Annotated in this window: 12 protein-coding genes; 4 read left to right on the top strand and 8 right to left on the bottom strand. The window is 65.8% G+C overall.

What is annotated here, in order from left to right; genetic code table 11:
- Positions 1–423: 423 nt before the first annotated feature.
- Positions 424–1,347, bottom strand: a complete 924-nt coding sequence (locus ACCQ06_RS00280; RefSeq protein WP_316687192.1) for an IS110 family RNA-guided transposase — start codon at positions 1,345–1,347, stop codon at positions 424–426.
- A gap of 760 nt (positions 1,348–2,107) precedes the next feature.
- Here ACCQ06_RS00280 and ACCQ06_RS00275 point away from each other — a divergent pair.
- The gene (locus tag ACCQ06_RS00275; protein WP_316689820.1) at positions 2,108–3,001 is read left to right on the top strand and encodes a LysR family transcriptional regulator; all 894 of its coding nucleotides are present in this window, start codon (positions 2,108–2,110) and stop codon (positions 2,999–3,001) included.
- Between the two features lie 42 nt (positions 3,002–3,043).
- Here ACCQ06_RS00275 and ACCQ06_RS00270 read toward each other — a convergent pair whose 3' ends face one another.
- Both ACCQ06_RS00270 and ACCQ06_RS00265 read right to left on the bottom strand, forming a co-directional pair.
- Positions 3,044–3,658, bottom strand: a complete 615-nt coding sequence (locus ACCQ06_RS00270; protein WP_228324969.1) for an FMN-dependent NADH-azoreductase — start codon at positions 3,656–3,658, stop codon at positions 3,044–3,046.
- 248 nt (positions 3,659–3,906) lie between these two features.
- Positions 3,907–4,788: a pirin family protein gene (locus ACCQ06_RS00265; RefSeq protein ID WP_316689819.1), complete on the bottom strand. Its 882-nt coding sequence runs from the start codon at positions 4,786–4,788 to the stop codon at positions 3,907–3,909.
- A gap of 369 nt (positions 4,789–5,157) precedes the next feature.
- Here ACCQ06_RS00265 and ACCQ06_RS00260 point away from each other — a divergent pair, with 369 nt between their 5' ends.
- Positions 5,158–5,502, top strand: a complete 345-nt coding sequence (locus ACCQ06_RS00260) for a hypothetical protein (RefSeq protein WP_104615586.1) — start codon at positions 5,158–5,160, stop codon at positions 5,500–5,502.
- Between the two features lie 147 nt (positions 5,503–5,649).
- Here ACCQ06_RS00260 and ACCQ06_RS00255 read toward each other — a convergent pair whose 3' ends face one another.
- The 4 genes from ACCQ06_RS00255 to ACCQ06_RS00240 all read right to left on the bottom strand — a co-directional run bounded on the left by ACCQ06_RS00255 (position 5,650) and on the right by ACCQ06_RS00240 (position 12,462).
- A complete protein-coding gene (locus ACCQ06_RS00255; RefSeq protein ID WP_316689818.1) occupies positions 5,650–8,742 on the bottom strand; it encodes an efflux RND transporter permease subunit in 3,093 nt (1,030 codons plus the stop codon).
- Positions 8,739–9,944, bottom strand: coding sequence for an efflux RND transporter periplasmic adaptor subunit (locus ACCQ06_RS00250; RefSeq protein WP_316689817.1), 1,206 nt, complete (start codon positions 9,942–9,944; stop codon positions 8,739–8,741). Before ACCQ06_RS00250 ends, ACCQ06_RS00255 begins: the two co-directional genes overlap by 4 nt.
- A gap of 464 nt (positions 9,945–10,408) precedes the next feature.
- Entirely contained in the window at positions 10,409–11,800 is a 1,392-nt protein-coding gene (locus ACCQ06_RS00245; protein ID WP_316689816.1) for an ATP-binding protein, read from the bottom strand.
- Entirely contained in the window at positions 11,797–12,462 is a 666-nt protein-coding gene (locus ACCQ06_RS00240) for a response regulator transcription factor (protein ID WP_104615582.1), read from the bottom strand. Before ACCQ06_RS00240 ends, ACCQ06_RS00245 begins: the two co-directional genes overlap by 4 nt.
- 390 nt (positions 12,463–12,852) lie before the next feature.
- Between ACCQ06_RS00240 and ACCQ06_RS00235 the strand changes: the two genes are divergently transcribed.
- Positions 12,853–13,527 carry a response regulator transcription factor gene (locus ACCQ06_RS00235; protein WP_228324965.1) on the top strand — a complete coding sequence of 225 codons (675 nt, stop codon included), beginning with the start codon at positions 12,853–12,855 and terminating at the stop codon, positions 13,525–13,527.
- Complete coding sequence (locus ACCQ06_RS00230) at positions 13,524–14,888, top strand: sensor histidine kinase (protein WP_316689815.1); 1,365 nt, start codon at positions 13,524–13,526, stop codon at positions 14,886–14,888. The genes ACCQ06_RS00235 and ACCQ06_RS00230 overlap by 4 nt, the downstream gene beginning before the upstream one ends.
- A 75-nt stretch (positions 14,889–14,963) precedes the next feature.
- Here the strand turns inward: ACCQ06_RS00230 and ACCQ06_RS00225 are convergent, their stop codons facing one another.
- Entirely contained in the window at positions 14,964–16,913 is a 1,950-nt protein-coding gene (locus tag ACCQ06_RS00225) for a MacB family efflux pump subunit (protein ID WP_316689814.1), read from the bottom strand.
- Positions 16,914–16,965 lie beyond the last annotated feature (52 nt).

The raw sequence follows: 16,965 nt of genomic DNA, 5'->3' as shown, positions 1-16,965 counted from the left end.
GACTGGTCGTTGCCCGCTCACCATCGCGGGACTTTATGCGTCATGGATGCCGCAGAAGAGCTTACATCGGCGTACTTGCAGCGTGTCCCGCGACGGTGAGCAGGCAAGTGCACTGCAACCAAGCTGCAGATCACTCGCTTTGCATCTGATCTATCCGAAATATCTCATTCCATCGAGACACGCTGCAAAGGCAGCCAAGGATTCGAGTTGTAGAGGCGTTTAGATACCGTCACACGCTGAGTGAGTCGAGTGTGCGGTGCCCTCGCCGCTCGCGGGACACGCCGCAAGTACGTCCCTGTAGCAACTGTGTTGGTCAGGACCTCAATCCGCGACCTTTGATCAGTTTCCTTCGGGCGTGTTCATCGGTAGGTGCCGGCCGCTGGCTAGCACGCTTTTGCGTTTACTCACGGCCGCCGAGTGCGCTCAGGTGGGCTGCAGAGCGGCTCTTTGATCGCGCACGCGCGCATTGAGGATGACCAGCATCTTGCGCATCACCGCCACGAGGGCGACCTTGCCTTCCTTGCCGCGTGTGCGCAGCGATCTGTAAAAATCGCGCAGACCTGGCTCGTGCCGAGCCGAGGACATCGCCGCCATATACAGCGCCTGCCGGATATCGGCTCGGCCTCCGCCGATCCCCCGTTTACCACGCATCGCGCCGCTGTCGCGCGAGAGCGGGGCAACGCCAACCAATCGGGAGATTTGCTTTCCGCTGAGCGTCCCAAGCTCCGGTAACCGGGACACCAGCACGGCCAGCAGCACCGGACCGACCCCTTTGAGCGTCTTCAACGCGGCCAGGTGCGGTTGCTCGATGAGCAGCGTCTTCAGCTGCCCGGCGATCAGGTTGTCTAGCCGCGCCACGCTGCGCACAAGCTGGTTCACGTTGCCCTGCAGGATCTTTCGTAGCGCTTTTTCCGCAACCTGCAGCAACTGCTGCCTTGCTGCTTTCAGCAGTTCGACCAGTTGCCGACGGGCACGTACATGCTCGCCCAGATCGCGCTGCCAGGGTTCCAGTGGAACATACCGATGGAGTTCCATCTTCTCGGCCATGCAGGCCAACATGGCCGCGTCCAGCCGGTCAGTCTTGGCCAGTCCCAAACCGTTGGCCAGGTTGCGTGCCCGTTGTGCATTGACGCGCGCTACCGGCAGTGCGGCGTGATGCAAGGCATCCAGCGCTGCCAGCTCGTAGCCCCCGGTCGCCTCCAGCACCACCTGCCGCACCGACAGCGTCTTCAGCCAATCGACACGCTTCCGATGACCGCCTGCGGTGTTGGTGAACTGACGGGTTTGGCCTCGAAAAACGGCAACGTCCAGAAAGTGTTTGCACACATCGATCCCGATTCCGCTCATGGGAAATCTCCGCTAGGCTAAAAATGTCGAGAGCTCCCTCGCTTGCCCAGTCTTATCGTTTCGAGTGTCAGCTCGGGCAACTGTTCGGGCGAATCAAGGGAGAATCCGGCGTGGGTACCAAGCTACATGGCGATCGCTGAGATCCAGGCTCTGACGGCAGCCCACGCCGGCTCTCGACACCTAAACTGCCAGATTCCGAACAGATAAGGCTCGGTGGCGGCATCCATGCCGCCACACGGTCCCGCAAGCGGCGAGGACACCGCACCAGAACGTTGGTCGGCGGGCGCGTGAAAGCTGCTTGTAGCGCGTTGCACATCAAACGTTGCGCCGGCGCGTGATGATCCGACAACGCGCATCAAACACTGCTCCTACCGTGCACACCGACCATCTGCATGGTCCTTGGCCGCCCACCGTCGCGGGACCTGACGCGGCATGGATGCCGCGTAAGAGCTGACAAGGACGTACTTGCAGCGTATCCCGCGATGGTGGGCGGGCAACGGCCCCGCAGCAAGCACGCAGCACCAATGCTCTACGCATGCCTTACCACACCGTTCCACCACATCTGAGCAGGCAAGATTTTGCAACTTAGCTTCGTTAGACGCAGCGTCAAAATCTCAATCAACCGAGCGCGGGCAACAAGGCATGACGCGCTTTGCTGGCAGTGCATCTGATCCGCCGCATGCAGTGCCGTACGCCGCCATGATCGACTGCGCGCAGGCACCACGCTTAGACTCCGCGTTTACATGCGCCAAGGCTGCTGGTGATCGATCTCAATGACATCGCGCTGTACGTGCAGGTGGTGCGCAGCGGCAGCTTTGCCGAAGCCGCGCGCCGGCTCGGCACCGCCCCCAACAGCGTGAGCCGACGCGTGCAGCAGTTGGAAGCGCAGCTGGACACGCGCCTGATGCAGCGCTCCACCCGCAAGCTGACCTTGACCGATGCCGGGCAAGCCTTCTTCGAACGTTGCGCCGATGCGGTGGACGGGCTGACCTCGGCCGGGCAGAGCCTGGCGGCCGATGGCGACGAAGCCGCCGGGCTGGTGCGGGTGGCGGCACCCGCGGATTTTCTGGATGTTTTCCGTATCGAATGGGTCGGCGAATTTCTCGCAGCGCACCCGCGCGTGCGCCTGGAATTCGTGCTCAACGATGCCAAGGCCGATCTGATCGCCGAACGCATCGATGTGGCCTTCCGTGGCGGCACATTGCCGGACCTGGGGTATGTCGGCCGCCAGATCCTGGCCGACAACAGCGACCTGCTGGTCGCCAGCCCAGGCTATCTGCAGGCGCGCGGCAGACCGTTGCAGGTGGACGACTTGCGTCAGCACGACGGCATCGGCTTCCCGCACCCAAGCGGGCAGATGACCTGGACGCTGATCGGGCCGTCCGGGCTTGCCGAGCAGGTGCAGGTGCAGGCGCGTTTTGCTGCCACCACAGCGCGCGCCTTGCGCCTGGCGGCTGTGGCCGGGCTCGGCATCGCGCTACTGCCGCAGGCACTCGCGCGCCCGGACATCGAACAGGGCCGCCTGAGCGTGGTGCTGCCGGATTTCCAACGCCGCGGTCAGGGCCTGCACGCGCTCTACCCAAGCCGACGGCATCTGCCGCGTGCGGTCTCGGCGTTTATCCAGGCCGTGACCGTGCGATTGAATGCACTGTAGGCGCATGGGCAGTAGCAACGCCGCTCGCGGCGTCGCGCCAGCTCAGGCAGCCAGCCCATCGATCTGCTGATGGGCAACGGCAAGACCCGCTTCACGTCCCTCCTTGCCGGTGGCCAGACCCTCGGCAACGATGACCTCCGGATGATGCAGGCCGACGAAGCCCAGCGCGGTGCGCATGTAGGTTTCGGCATGCTCCAGCGACGCCAGCGGCGAGCCGGCAGCATAGAACCCACCGCGCGCCACCGCCAGGATCACCCGCTTGTCGCCGGCCAGCCCTTCGAGCACACCTTCGGACGTATAGCGGAAGGTCTTGCCGGCCACCAGCACGCGATCGATCCAGGCCTTGAGCTGGGTCGGCACGCTGAAGTTGTACAGCGCCACACCGATCACCACGGTGTCGGCATCCAGAAATTCCTGCAGCACCGCCGCACCATTGGCCAGGTCGGCGGCCAGTTCCGGCGTCTGATCGGCCGTGGGATTCTGCTGCGCAGCCAGGTGCGCGCCGGACAGATGCGCGATCGGGTTGGCGGCCAGATCGCGATGGGTAACGGTGACATCGCCGTTGCGCTGTTGCAGCTTGGCAACGATGCGTGCGCTGAGCTGACGGCTCGCCGAATGGTCGCCGAGGATGCTGGAATCGAGATGAAGCAGTTTCATTGGTAATGCCTTTGCTGGATAGGTGGCGGTGTAATGGGTCGGCGATGCATGGCGGGGGTGTGCGCGCATCGACGGTTGGGCGGTGCAGGCCATCGTTGAAGACCTGACGCCATGACTCGGGCGTGCGGGTTTGAAGGCGCGTTGCCTTCAGCACGATCGGCAGTGCGCTGTGTTGCCTGGCAAGCGCTGCGTGTTTGACGCCGCAGGTGCCGGGCAGCCATGTCTCGGCTGCCCGGCATGCGCGCGACTCAGGCCAGGCGGCCTTTGGCGCGCAATTGCGCGCCGATGCGGCGGATCTCCGCCTCGCCCTGCGCCAGTGCGGCGGTGCTGGTATGCACCGAGTAGTGGCCCATGACCAGGTCGTGCGGGTGCTTGACCGCCGAGCCCAGCACAAAGCTGGTCGCACCGACCGCCACCACATCGATGGCCTGCTCGGCATCCTTGAACACCGCCATCTCGCCGCTGCCGATGCTCTCGGCCGCTTCAAGTTGGCCGGTGTGCACCGCGATCCAGGCCACGCTGTGGCCGGCCGGCGGCACGTAACGCCAGCGCTCCCCGTCCTGCAGTTGCACGCTCAGGTAGGTCATGTCGGCCGGCGCCGGAATCTTGCTTTCCAACGCGCCGTAGCGACCCAGCAGCACACGCACCGGCCCGGCCACCGGCACATCGGCCGGCGACAGATACAGGCTTTGCGCCGGGGCGTTCTCTTCGGCTGCGGGCAATGCGACCCAAAGCTGGAAGCCCTTGGCCGAGGACTGGCCGACCGGCACACCGTCGTGCCACACGCCATTGCCGGCACGCATCCATTCCACACCGCCGGTAGGCAGCGTGCCCTGCTTGCCGGTGCTGTCCTCGTAGCCGACCTCGCCCTCCATCAGGTAGGTGAGCGTGGCAATGCCCGAATGCGGATGCATGCCCATCGGTGCTTCTCCCACGGACGGCTTGACGGTGAACAGGTCCAGGAACACGAACGGCTTGACCAGCTGGCCCAGATCGCCCGGGCTCATCAACCGGGTGATCGGGCCGCGGGTGCTGCCGCGGGTGCGAAACACCACCGGGCGCGGCGGCGCCTGCATGCTTGTCTCGCGCTGCGGCTGATCGGCGTAGGCGGTGGCCAGTTGTGCGTTCATGACAGATCTCTTTGCGGTGGTGGAGCCAGCTGCTCCGGTGATGCAAAGCGTAGAGATGCGCCTATTGATCGACTAGCCGGAAGATTGGGAGTGGAGTCGTCCAAAAATCGAAGTAATCCAGCCCACGTCAGGTCTCCTCGCGACGTGCGAACGCACCGGCGGTCGCCGCACCGCTTGCGCTGCATGCCCGATTAGGGCGGTCGCGCTGCCTGGATGGGTTCGCTCGGTGATCCAGATGCGCGTCGCCCACCCACCAGTCCACGCGCGCACAGCCTTGCGGTGCGGGCGCCGCGCCCCAGCGGGCGACCTTCATGCCATGCCAACAACGGATTCTTCACGCTTGCGCCATTCTTCCGCTGGAGATCTCCGATGATCCGCACCCTTGCCCCGCTCGCTGCCGTCCTGTTGCTCTCGGCCTGTGCCTCCAACCAGGTGGCGCAGGTGCAACCCATCGATGGCGCGATCTCCGGCCAGTGCCATATCGAAAAGGTCCGCGGCATCGTGGGTCTGGCCGCGGCGGCGCAGACCGTGGAGCGTGCACGCGTCGATAGCGACAGCCTGCAGGTCAGCGTGCGGCGCGGCGAACGCGCCACCGGCGGCACCACCGCCAGCGGCCTGGCCGACCCGGCGCAGGGCGCCAGCGAAAGCGGCGGCGATCAGCTGAGCATCGAAACCGGCCCGACCAACAACATCACCGCGGTGTATTGCGGCTGACGGCAAGGCGCGTGGCTGCGAAGCGCTTGCGTGCGATCGCGGCCGCCGCGCTTCGCCGTTTGAACTGCATCGCGCACCTGGGGTGGCTTTGAACTGCAAGGTGACGGCAGCTAGTGGTGCGTCGCTGTCACGTCTTGTTTACCGCGCTTAGTCCGCCGCACGCGCTTGGCCGCCCGGATCGTCATCCGCCCGCCCAAACGCGCCGCGCCAACGCCGATGCAGCCAGGTTTGGCCATCGTGGATGCAGCTGAAAACAGCGGGCACCACCACCAGGCACAGCAGGGTCGAACTGATCAATCCCCCGATCACCGCGATGGCCATCGGCTGGCGGAAACTGGCATCGGCACCGAAACCCAACGCAATCGGCAGCATGCCGGCGATCATAGCCACGGTGGTCATCACGATCGGGCGCGCGCGCTTGTGGCACGCATCCACCAACGCGGCGTCGACCGACGCGGCGCCATCGCGGATCGCGATCACCGCGTATTCCACCAACAGAATCGAGTTCTTGGTGACGATGCCCATCAGCATCACCAGGCCGATCATCGACGGCACATCGAGCTCGCTGCCGCACAGCAACAGCGCAATGAAGGCGCCGCCGAGCGAGAGCGGAATGGCCGACAGGATCGTCAGTGGCTGGAAAAAATCGTTGAACAGCAGGATCAGCACGCACAGCATGCACAAGGTGGCGATCGCGATCGCCAGCAGCAAGCCGGACGACAATTCCGCCGCCACTTCGGCATCGCCGGACTGGATCAGCGACACGTTCGCCGGCAGGTGCTGGATGGCAGGGCGCGTGGTGGCCAAGGCCAGCGCCTTGCTCAACGGCATGTCGCCCAGGTCGGCGCTCACCGTGACGTAGCGTTGGCGATCGTAGCGATTGATCTCGGTCGGCCCGCTCTCCATCGCCAACACCGCCACGCTGGACAACGGCACCAGCCCATTGCGCGATGGCACGCGCAGGTTGGACAACGCCTCCAGATCGGCACTGACCCGGTCGGGAACCTGCACGCGGATATTGATCTGCCGGTTGTCCAGATTGAGCTTGGCAAGTTGCGGTTCGAAATCGCCGCTGGTCGCAGTGCGCAGGGTCTGGCCGATATCGGCGCTGCTCACACCATAACGGGCGGTCTGGCGCTGGATCGGCCGCGCCACCAGTTCCGGGCGTTGCAGGCCTGCGGTGGTGCGCACACCCGACAGGCCGGCCGAGCGCAATTGGCTTGCGAACGCAGCGACGGTGGCATTGAGGGCATCTTCCGATTCGCTGGTGAGAATCATCGACAGGTGTTCGCCCGGCCCGCCGCCGCTCACGGTGACGCGTGCGCCGGTGATGTTGACCAGCACCCGCCGCACCGCGCGCTCGATCTGCGCCTGCGCCGCACGCGTCTTGCGCGGCGACAGCACCAGGGTCATCTCGGCCTTGCGCACCTCGGCCACCTGCGCATCGCGCCCGCCCGCAGTGCCGCCGATGCTGGTGAACACCGCGCCGACGCCGTCGATGCGGCCCACCGCCGCACGCACCCGCTCGGTGACCTGGCGGGTCTGCGCGATGTCGCTTTCCGGCCCCAGCTCGACGCTAACGGTGATGAAGCCGCGGTCGCTGGGCGGCACCAGGCCCTTGGACAGCAACGGCAACAACGCCAGCGACAACAGCAGAAACACGCCGGCGGCGCCCAACGTCGCCGCGCGATGCCGCAAGCTCCACTGCACCATCTGCAGATAGCGGGCGGTCAGCGCGCCGGTCGCCGGCTCGGATGGATCGCTATGCCGCGCGCGGAGAAAGGTGGCCGCCATGATCGGGGTGATCAGCCGCGCCACCATCAACGAGGCAACCACCGCAATCACCGCGGTCCAGCCGAACTGTTTGAAGAACAACCCCGGGATGCCGCCCATCAACGTGGTCGGCACAAACACCACCACCAGGGTGGCGGTGGTGGCCATGACCACCAGGGCGATTTCGTTGACCGCATCGGCGGTGGCCTGAAACGCGGATTTGCCCATCCGCCGATGGCGTTCGATGTTTTCGATCTCGACAATGGCGTCGTCGACCAGGATGCCGACCACCACTGCCAGGGCCAGCAAGGTCAGCGTATTGAGCGAGTAGTCCAGCCACCACATCACCGCAAACGCCGGCAGGATGGACAACGGCAGCGCCGATGCGGCGATCAGGGTCGCGCGCCAGTCGCGCAGGAACAGCCACACCACCAGCACCGCCAGCAGCGCGCCCTCGTACAGCATCGACATCGAGCCTTCGAATTGCTCCAGGGTATAGGCCACGCTGCCGGAGACCGGAGTGACGCGCAGCGAGGGGTCGCTGTGTTGCAACTGCTGCAGCGCCTGCGCAACGCCTTCGGCGATTTTGGTCTCGTCGAAGCCCTTGGTGCGATACAGGCTGAGCCCGATCACCGGCTTACCGTCGAGCAGCGCGGCCTGCCGACGGTCGGCGATGCCGTCGCGCACCCGCGCGATCTGCTCCAGGCGCACGCTGCCGCCGGTGGCGAGCGCAATCGACATGCCAGGCAATTGCGCGGCCTGCTGCACACCGGCCAGCGTGCGTACCGATTGCTCGGCGCCGCCCAGTTGCACGCGTCCGCCGGAGGAATCCTGCTGGGTCTGTTGCAGCGCGCGCGACACATCCGACGTGGTCACCCCCAGTGCGGTCATCTGCACCGGATCCACCTCCACCCGGATCTCGCGCTGCACACCGCCCAGGCGTTGCACGCGACCCACGCCAGGCACCTTCAGCAGCGCCTTGCTCATGCTGTCGTCGACATACCAGGACAACGCGGTCTCATCCAGCGTTGTCGATGTCACCGCATAGGTCAGGATCGGCGTGCCGGTTTCGGTTACTGCAATGATGGCCGGCTGCAGCAGTTCCGGCGGCAACGACGAACGCACCCGGTCGACCGCATCCTTGGTTTCGATCAACGCATCGGACAGCGATTTTTCCAGGTGGAATTCGGCCACGATCTGCACCTGTCCATCGCTGATGGTGGTGCGCAGATGGCGTAGGCCGCTGACGGTGGCGATGGAGTCTTCCACCTTGCGCGCCACCTCGGTTTCCAGCTGCGCCGGTGCCGCCCCCGGCTGCGTCAGCGCGACGGTGACGGTGGGCAGGTCCATATCCGGCAGCGCCTGGATGGAGAGATTGCGAAAGCCGTGCACGCCCGCCAGCGTCAGCAGGAAGAACAGCAACACCGCAGGAATGGGATTGCGCAGCGACCAGGTAGCGAAGTTCATCGTGGCGCACGTGGAATCAGTTGCATGCCGACCAGCGGGCCGGCCGGCGTGGTCTTGACCAACACCGTGTCGCCATCGGCAAGCAACCCGGCGCCCTGCGCCACGATGCGCTCGCCGCTGGCCCATGGCTGCAGCAATTCGACGTCGGTGCCGAGCCGCCGCCCTACCGTCACCGCTTGCGCGCGCACCCTGGACGCGGCGCCGCTGCCGACGATGCGGAACACCAGACTGCGGCCATCGCGCACCACCACACTCGACGCCGGCACCACCAGCGCGCGGCTGGGCGGCAACGCCACCGCGCCGTCGACGTACATCCCGCCGCGCAGCAGGCTGTCGGGCTGGATATCCGCATACACCACGCCAAGCCGGGAGCGCGCATCCAGCAGCGGCGCGATCTGGCGCACGCGTGCCACGGCGGCACTGCCGTCGGGCAGCCGCAGCCGGACGTCCTGGCCTACGGCGATCCGCGCGATCTGCTCGGGTGTGAACTCTCCACGCCATTCCAGGCGCCCCTGCCGCACCAGCCGAAACAGTTCCTGGCCGCTGCTGGCCACAGCGCCCAGCGTGGCGCTCTGCGCGCTGATCAACCCGTCGTCGGGGGCGGTGATGTCGGCTTGCTGCAGCTGCAGCCGGTTGGCATCCAGCTGCGCCTGCGCCACCGCGATCTGGGTGGTGGCGGTCACCGCTTCGGTCACGTAGCGCTGCACTTCCTGGTCGCTCATCGCCCCGGCCGCCTGCACGCGCACGGCACGTATGCGATTGGTATCGGCCTGGTGTGCAGCCGCCTGCGCCTTGGCCAGCTCCGCACGCAGTTCTGCACGTGCCGCCAGCAGGGTTGCGGTATCGAAACGCGCCAGCAGCTGCCCGCGCGTCACCACATCGCCGACCGCCACGTTGAGCGTCACCAGCCGTAGCCCGTTGCTTTGCGCACTGATCACCGCCTCCTGCCAGGGCGCCACGATCCCGGTCGCCGACAGCGTGCTTGGCCACTCCACCTGGCGTGGGGTGATCGCCGTGACCGACAACGCGCTGATCGGAAGCGCTTGGTTAAGCGGCTGCGCGCGCGTGGACCACCACCAGCCAGAGGCGATGGCGCCGCTGGCCAGCAGACACCACAGCAGCGGCATTGCGACGCGTCGCCGTCCGCGTTTGGATGCCGCAGCGGTGGAGCGCGCGCTGGACGTTGTGTCGGTTGGGGTCATGGTCGTTACGCGATCTGAGGCGAAGGGGGGACATCAAAACGCCGGACTCCCGTCGGACGCCTGGATGCGTGACCGCACCGCGGCATTGCGCTGAAGGGCAGCCGGGCTGACGCCACCTCTGGCGTCAGCCCGGCTGCCAAGGCGTTGGCGTTGGCAAGGTCGGCACTGCAACGTAGGCGACCAGCGGATCTCAAGCGCCAGCGAAGCGTGGCTGGGTGGCATCCTTTCAAACGGCCGTTAAAGAACTTTTAGTGCGTTGAAGAATTCTTTAAGCGCACCGGGGCGGCTGGGCGAAGCGTTCAGCCTCAGCCGCCAGCGCAGTCGCGCCGTGCTGCACTAGGTTGATGACGTGCAAGCTCCCATCGCCTACACCACGGCCGCCGCAGCGAAATGCACGACCCGCGCCTCGATCACGCGCATCAAGGCCCTGCACTCAATGCATGCCACAGACCAAAGGCACCTGCTCAGCCCTCGGCGCGGCCTGGAAAGACGATGCGCACACTGAACCCGCGCCCGCTCAGGCCAGGTCCGGTCTCGATACGGGCCTGGTGCAGATCCGCGATACCGGCGACCAACGACAGCCCGATGCCACTGCCGCGGACGGGGGTGCCGGCCACGCGGTGGAAGCGGACGAAGATCGCCTCGCGCTCCGACTCGGGGACACCGGGTCCATCGTCGGCGACCTGCAGATAGACATCGCCGACGGCATCTGCGCCGTCTTCACTCGTCGCATCGGCAACATAGCCGCAGCTGATCAGGATATTGCCGCCCTCTGACGTATAGCGCATCGCGTTATCAACCAGATTGCGTAGCAAGATGCCGATCTCGTCCACGTTGCACGCAACGACACAGCTATGGATGTCCAGATACAGCGCGCGCCCGTTCTGCGTCGCATGCACCTCGAATTCCTGTGCCACGTGATGCACCAGCACACTGAGTTCGGTCGGTTGATGCATCGATGCGCTGCGTCCCGCGTTCAACCGCGCCAGATCCAGTAATTGCTCGGACAAGCGCGTGCTGCGCTTGGCCACTTGCAGCAGCTTCAACAGCGCCTGATTCTTGCTTTGCGGATCTTGCGCGCCCAGCGCGATTTCGGCCTGCGCCTGCAATGCCGACAGCGGCGTGCGCAGCTCATGCGCGGCGTCGCCGATAAACCGGCGTTCGCCTTCGATCGCCGCATCCAGCCGTTCCAGCACATGATTGAACGACGCCACCAGCGCATGTATTTCGCGCGGGAGTCTGGACAACGGCAACGGGGTGAGGTCCAGCTGCTTGCGCCGCCGCAATGCCTTGCCCAGCGCTCTGACCGGCTGCAGCGAATGACGCACCACGCACCACATCACCACGCCCGCCACCACCACCAGAAAGGTGGCCAAGGCGAGCGCATGCAACGCTTCGTGGCGCAGGTCCGCATCCACCACGCTCTGCGGGTTGCCGACCTGCACGCTGACACGGCCGGTTCTGTCGGTGACCGAGTACACCCGCCAGTGTTCGCCCTGGATGAGGGTGGTGGCCGCCCCATCGGTAAACGATGGCTGCAGCGCCGAATCGGGCGCGCCAGGCGTGCGTGCCACCATCGTTGTGCGGTCGATCCAGACCTGGAACACCAACTGTTCGCGCGCACCGGTGAAGGTGTCCGGCAATTGCAGGCCCGGACCGGCCCTCTGGTCGAACCTGCTCTTGGCCGGAATGGTGATCAGCATCTGCGTGGCGATGGCTTCGAGCTTTTCGTCCCACGTACTCTTCAGATTGAGCGAGAGCAGCGTGAGCACCAGCGCGATGACCGCGACCCAGCACAAGGCAATGACGCTGACGATCACCATGAACAGCTGCGCAGTGATGGATTGGGGTCTCATCCGGTCGGCTGCCCCACCACGTAACCCAGGCCGTGCACGGTTCTGATCAGGTCCTCGCCCAGCTTGCGCCGCAACTGATGGATGAACACCGCAATGGTATTGCTCTCCAGCTCGCTGGTCGGCCCGTACACCAGGTCCTGCAGACGGTCGCGGGTCAGCACATGGCCGGGGCGTTCGATCAACGCCAGCAGCGTGCGGTATTCGTGTGCGCTCAACACCACATCGACACCGGCCCTGCTCACCGTGCGGCGGCTCCGGTCCACCTTCACGTCGCCGAAGCTGAAGATCGGCACCACGCTGCCCTGGCTGCGCCGAATGACCGACCGCACGCGCGCCCACAACTCGTCGAACTGGAACGGCTTGACCAGATAATCGTCCGCACCGGCGTCCAGACCGACGATGCGCTCACTCAGCTGCCCGCGTGCGGTCAGGATCAACACCGGAGTGGGGTCGCACCGGGCGCGCATGCCGCGCAGCACCGACAGCCCCGACTCGCCGGGAAGCCCCAGGTCCAGCAGCACTGCCGCATAGGGATGATCGATCAGCGCCACCTGCGCCGCAGCGGCATCCACGACATGGTCCACCTCCCACCCGCCCTGCTGTGCGCCATCGCAGATGGTGTCGCCCAACATGGCGTCGTCTTCGACAAGGAGCAGCTTCATTCGGTGCTGGTCGGTAGGCACTAGGGGGCCACAGCATCCTGGAGTGAGTTTAATTCTGCATTAAGCGGTCCGCGATGGCGGCCGGGTCCGCCAGTGTCGCGCGCGGGCTGGGCAGTTGCGTCCTGGCACTGTGCCTGTCGCAGTCAGTCGACAACCGACACGCTTGCGCCAGGAAAGCGGACATATGCAGGCAGGCAGGTAGGCGAAAACGCCGGCCGCAACCCGCCACTGCGGTCGATCGGCTGCACCGCCTTGCGCTCCAGTCCGCCATGCCCCCCCGCTCGCTGCAGGTACCAAGTCCTGCGGTAGGCTGGGGCGTCGCATGCCGGGACATGTTCACGACAGGTCGCGGGTGTAGAAGGACCGATCCATCGGGGCAGGAGCGCAACCATGAAGGTGCTTTTGATCGAGGACGAGCCCGAGATGGCGTCTGCCATCCGCGACGTCCTGGCAACGTACAACATGATCGTGGATCACGCCCCGACCTTGGCAGCGGCGGCCAGCGCGGCCGCACTGGGTGCGTTCGACGTGATGATTCTCGATCGGCAATTGCCCGACGGCGATGGCTTGCGGTTTCTCAAGACCCTGCGCGAGCAGGGCAATGTCACCCCCGTGCTGGTGCTCACCGCGCTGGCCGAGTTGTCCGAACGCGTGGTCGGCCTGGACATCGGCGCAGACGATTACCTTGCCAAGCCCTTCGCGGTGGAAGAACTGATGGCCCGGCTGCGCGCACTGGTCCGCCGGCCGGCGCATTTGCAGACCGATATTGTCACTGCCGGCAACCTGTCCTACGACTTCGTCAATCGCACCGCCAGCATCGGCGGCGAGGCGCTGGATCTCAAACGCAGGGAGTTGCTGGTGCTTGAAGCGTTACTCAAGCGCGTCGGACGCATGGTGCCGCGCGGCACGCTGATGCAGGCGGTGTTTTCGATGGACGACGACGTGCAACCGAATGCGCTGGACACCCACGTCTCGCGGTTGCGCCGCAAGCTGTCCGATGCGGGTAGCGCGCTTGCGATCAATGTGGTGCGCGGCGTCGGCTACATGTTGAGTGTAAGCGCATGACCTACAAGCCGCCGTCGTTGCGATGGCGTCTGGTGCGTGGCCTGGCCGCCGCGCAGACCGCCATGATCGCGCTGGCCGGAGTCGTCATCTTCGTCCTGGTCATCCAGGCCACGATGGAGTTTCCCAACGGCAACCTGACCTACGAGTTGCAGACCCTGGAAACGCTCACGCGGTCGATCGCGCACGACCGCGCGGGTCGGCTGTACATGCGCCCGAGCGCAGACATGTCCGAGCTACGTGCCAAGTCGACCACGTTGTGGTTCATCGTCACCGACAAACACGGGCAGCGCCTTACGGAGGGAACGCCGCCAGCGGGCATCCAGCCGGCGCTGTCCGCACTGCCGTTGGTGGAGTCCGCAAGCTTCGATGTGGGCGGTGCCAGCACCACCGACACGCGCGCAAGCGTGGCCTGGGTAGAGTCGGATGCCGGGCAGGTGCAGATCGCATTCTGGGCACGCGGACCGGTGAGCACGTGGGAACTGCTGCGGCTGGCCTTGCCGGTGCTGTGGCAAACCCTGTTGATCATTGCGCTGGTCTCGGTGTCCACCATGCTGGTGATGCCGCTTGCGGTGAAGCGCGGCCTCAAGGGGCTGGACAAGGCGGCGCAAGAGGCCAGATCGATCGATTTTCATCGCACCGGCATGCGCCTGGGCATTGACCAGGTACCAGCCGAAGTGGCGCCCTTCGTGCAGGCCATCAACGACGCCCTGGCGCGCCTGGACACTGCGTTGGCCAAGCACAAGCGGTTCATCGCCGATGCCGCGCACGAACTGCGCACCCCCGTGGCGATTCTGACCACGCGCCTGTCCGCGCTTCCGGCCAGCCCCTTGCGGACGCGGCTGATGGAAGATGCCGTCCGCCTCGGCGCACTGACCGGGCAGCTGCTGGATATCCAGCGGCTCGACTCCGACACCATCGTGTTTTCGCGTCTGAATCTGGCCACGATCGCCGAACGCGTGGTACTCGATCTGGCGCCGTTGGCATTCGCCGCAGGCTACCAAGTGACGTTCGAGACCGATGCTGCGGTGGTGCCCGTCGATGGCGATGAAGTGTCCATCGAGCGCGCACTCACCAACCTGATCCAGAATGCGATCAGCTATGGCGGGCGTCAGGGAACGATCACGATCCGGGTCTCGGCAACAGGCGCGGTGGATGTCGCCGACGAAGGATGCGGGGTCAAGGATTCCGAGCGCGAACGCATCTTCGAGGCGTTTCATCGTGACAGCAAGGACGGCCGTGGCGCCGGCCTGGGACTGGACCTGGTGCAAACCATCATGCGGCACCATGGCGGCAGCGTGTTGCTGGTCCCGGACAGCGCAGCGGGTGCCTGCTTCCGGCTGGTGTTTCCTGCGCCGGTGTAATGCCGGCATCCCTGCGCGGTCTTGCCTGGAGATGACCGCAGCGGGGCTTGTTCATCCACCTCACCGCAGCGTGCATCAGCTGCGTGCCAGCGCCTTGATCGGATCCAGGCGTGCCGCACGCCGCGCCGGCAGAAAACCAAACACCACGCCGATCGCTGTGGACACGGTGAACGCGCCGATGATCGACCACTGCGAGAACACCATTCCGAAACTCGGGCTCACCCAAGCGACGAGGACGCCCGCACCCAGTGCCAGCGCCACGCCCAGGGTGCCGCCGACCAGACAGACCAGCGTCGCTTCGATCAGGAACTGGCGCAGAATGTCGGACTGACGCGCACCCACCGCCATCCGCACGCCGATCTCCTGAATCCGCTCGGTCACCGACACCAGCATGATGTTCATCACCCCGATGCCGCCGACCAGCAACGAGATCAGCGCGATGGAGGAAATCAGCAACGTGATGGTGCGGGTGGTCTGTTCGACGGTCTTGCGCACGCTGTCGGAATTGGACAGAAAGAAATCCCGGCGCCCATGCCGTTGCAGCAGCAGTGTGTCGATACCACGCTCAGCCACCGCGCTTGGCACCTGGGTCGAGACACGCACCGTCAGGCTGCGCACGCGCGCATCGCCGGAGACGCGCGCCATCACCGTGGTGTAGGGCAGCCACACGTTGAGCGAGGTGTCGCCGGCAAACCCCGAGATCGGCCTGGCAGTGACGCCAACGACCCGCAGCGGCACCGCTCCCACCAGAATCACCTTGCCCAGCGCCGATGCGCTGCCCGGAAACAGCGCACGTTGGGTGGCCTGGTCGATGACCGCCTCCGGCGCCCTGGCCTGGATCGCATGCGCGTCGAACCCGCGCCCCTGCGCGAACGTGTAACCACGCACCCGGAAAAACTGATAGCCCACCCCGGTGATGCTGGCGGCGACGTCGTGGCGCCCATAGCGCAGGCCGGCGCTGGTGGAGATCGAGGGCGTGGCGCTGTCCACGTACTCCAGCCCGGCGATGGCGACCGCATCGTCGGCACTGAGCGTACGCACCGTATCGGCCGTACGATCGCCGATGCTCGCCCCCGGCATCACTTCGATCGTATTGGTGCCCAGCGCATCGATGTCGGACAGGATCGACCGCCGCGACCCTTCGCCGAGCGCAACCACCGACACCACCGACGAGATGCCGATGATGATGCCCAGCATGGTCAACAAGGTCCGCAGGCGATGGTTGAACATCGAACGCAGCGCCATCTGGCCGGCTTCGGCAAAGCGCCCCAGCAGGTCTGCCAGGCGCCCCGCCCTATCGGCGACCACGGTGTCCTTGAGCGCGGTGCGAGGGGTCGCCGGACGCAGCTGGCGGTCGGCCACGATCTGGCCGTCGCGGATCTCGATGATGCGTTGCGCATGCGCCGCCACCTCGGGGTCGTGCGTGACCAGGATGATGGTGTGACCTGCCGCGTGCAGCTCCTGCAGTACCGTCATGACCTCCTTGCCGCTGGCTTGATCCAGTGCGCCGGTCGGCTCGTCGGCCAGAATGACCTCGCCGCCATTCATCAGCGCGCGGGCGATCGACACGCGTTGTTGCTGCCCGCCGGACAGCTGCCCCGGCCGGTGGTGCAGCCGTGTGCCCAGTCCCAGACGCTCCAGCAAGGCCTGCGCGCGCGCGCGGCGCGCACTGGCCGCGGTCCCGTTGTAGATCGCAGGGATTTCGACATTGCCGATCGCATCCAGCTCCCCCAGCAGCTGATAGCGCTGGAAAATGAAGCCGAAGTGGGCACGCCGCAGACGCGCCAGGCTGTCCGGATCCAGTTGACCAATGTCCTGCCCGGCGACCTGGTAGCTCCCGTGCGTCGGGCGATCCAGGCAGCCCAGGATGTTCATCAAGGTGGATTTGCCCGAGCCCGATGGCCCCATGATGGCGACCATTTCCCCGGCGTGGATGCGCAGCGTGACATCGCGCAGGATCGCAACGCTGCCGTCGGCAGACGGAAACTCTTTGCAAAGCGCGCTCACTTGCAACAGTGCGGACATGACGCAGGCTCCAATGATGGATGTGGGCAGGCGGTGCATGAGCGCCTGCCCG

It is taken from the genome of Xanthomonas sp. NCPPB 4467 (assembly GCF_041475665.2).
Taxonomy (GTDB): domain Bacteria; phylum Pseudomonadota; class Gammaproteobacteria; order Xanthomonadales; family Xanthomonadaceae; genus Xanthomonas; species Xanthomonas dyei.
This window is presented reverse-complemented; position numbering and strand designations above follow the sequence as displayed.

Excerpts from the sequence above, each read along its gene's own strand:
- ACCQ06_RS00280 (WP_316687192.1), bottom strand. The coding sequence starts at position 1,347 with ATGAGCGGAATCGGGATCGATGTGTGCAAACACTTTCTGGACGTTGCC.
- ACCQ06_RS00270 (WP_228324969.1), bottom strand. The coding sequence starts at position 3,658 with ATGAAACTGCTTCATCTCGATTCCAGCATCCTCGGCGACCATTCGGCG.
- ACCQ06_RS00265 (WP_316689819.1), bottom strand. The coding sequence starts at position 4,788 with ATGAACGCACAACTGGCCACCGCCTACGCCGATCAGCCGCAGCGCGAG.
- ACCQ06_RS00260 (WP_104615586.1), top strand. The coding sequence starts at position 5,158 with ATGATCCGCACCCTTGCCCCGCTCGCTGCCGTCCTGTTGCTCTCGGCC.
- ACCQ06_RS00255 (WP_316689818.1), bottom strand. The coding sequence starts at position 8,742 with ATGAACTTCGCTACCTGGTCGCTGCGCAATCCCATTCCTGCGGTGTTG.
- ACCQ06_RS00250 (WP_316689817.1), bottom strand. The coding sequence starts at position 9,944 with ATGACCCCAACCGACACAACGTCCAGCGCGCGCTCCACCGCTGCGGCA.
- ACCQ06_RS00245 (WP_316689816.1), bottom strand. The coding sequence starts at position 11,800 with ATGAGACCCCAATCCATCACTGCGCAGCTGTTCATGGTGATCGTCAGC.
- ACCQ06_RS00240 (WP_104615582.1), bottom strand. The coding sequence starts at position 12,462 with ATGAAGCTGCTCCTTGTCGAAGACGACGCCATGTTGGGCGACACCATC.
- ACCQ06_RS00235 (WP_228324965.1), top strand. The coding sequence starts at position 12,853 with ATGAAGGTGCTTTTGATCGAGGACGAGCCCGAGATGGCGTCTGCCATC.
- ACCQ06_RS00230 (WP_316689815.1), top strand. The coding sequence starts at position 13,524 with ATGACCTACAAGCCGCCGTCGTTGCGATGGCGTCTGGTGCGTGGCCTG.
- ACCQ06_RS00225 (WP_316689814.1), bottom strand. The coding sequence starts at position 16,913 with ATGTCCGCACTGTTGCAAGTGAGCGCGCTTTGCAAAGAGTTTCCGTCT.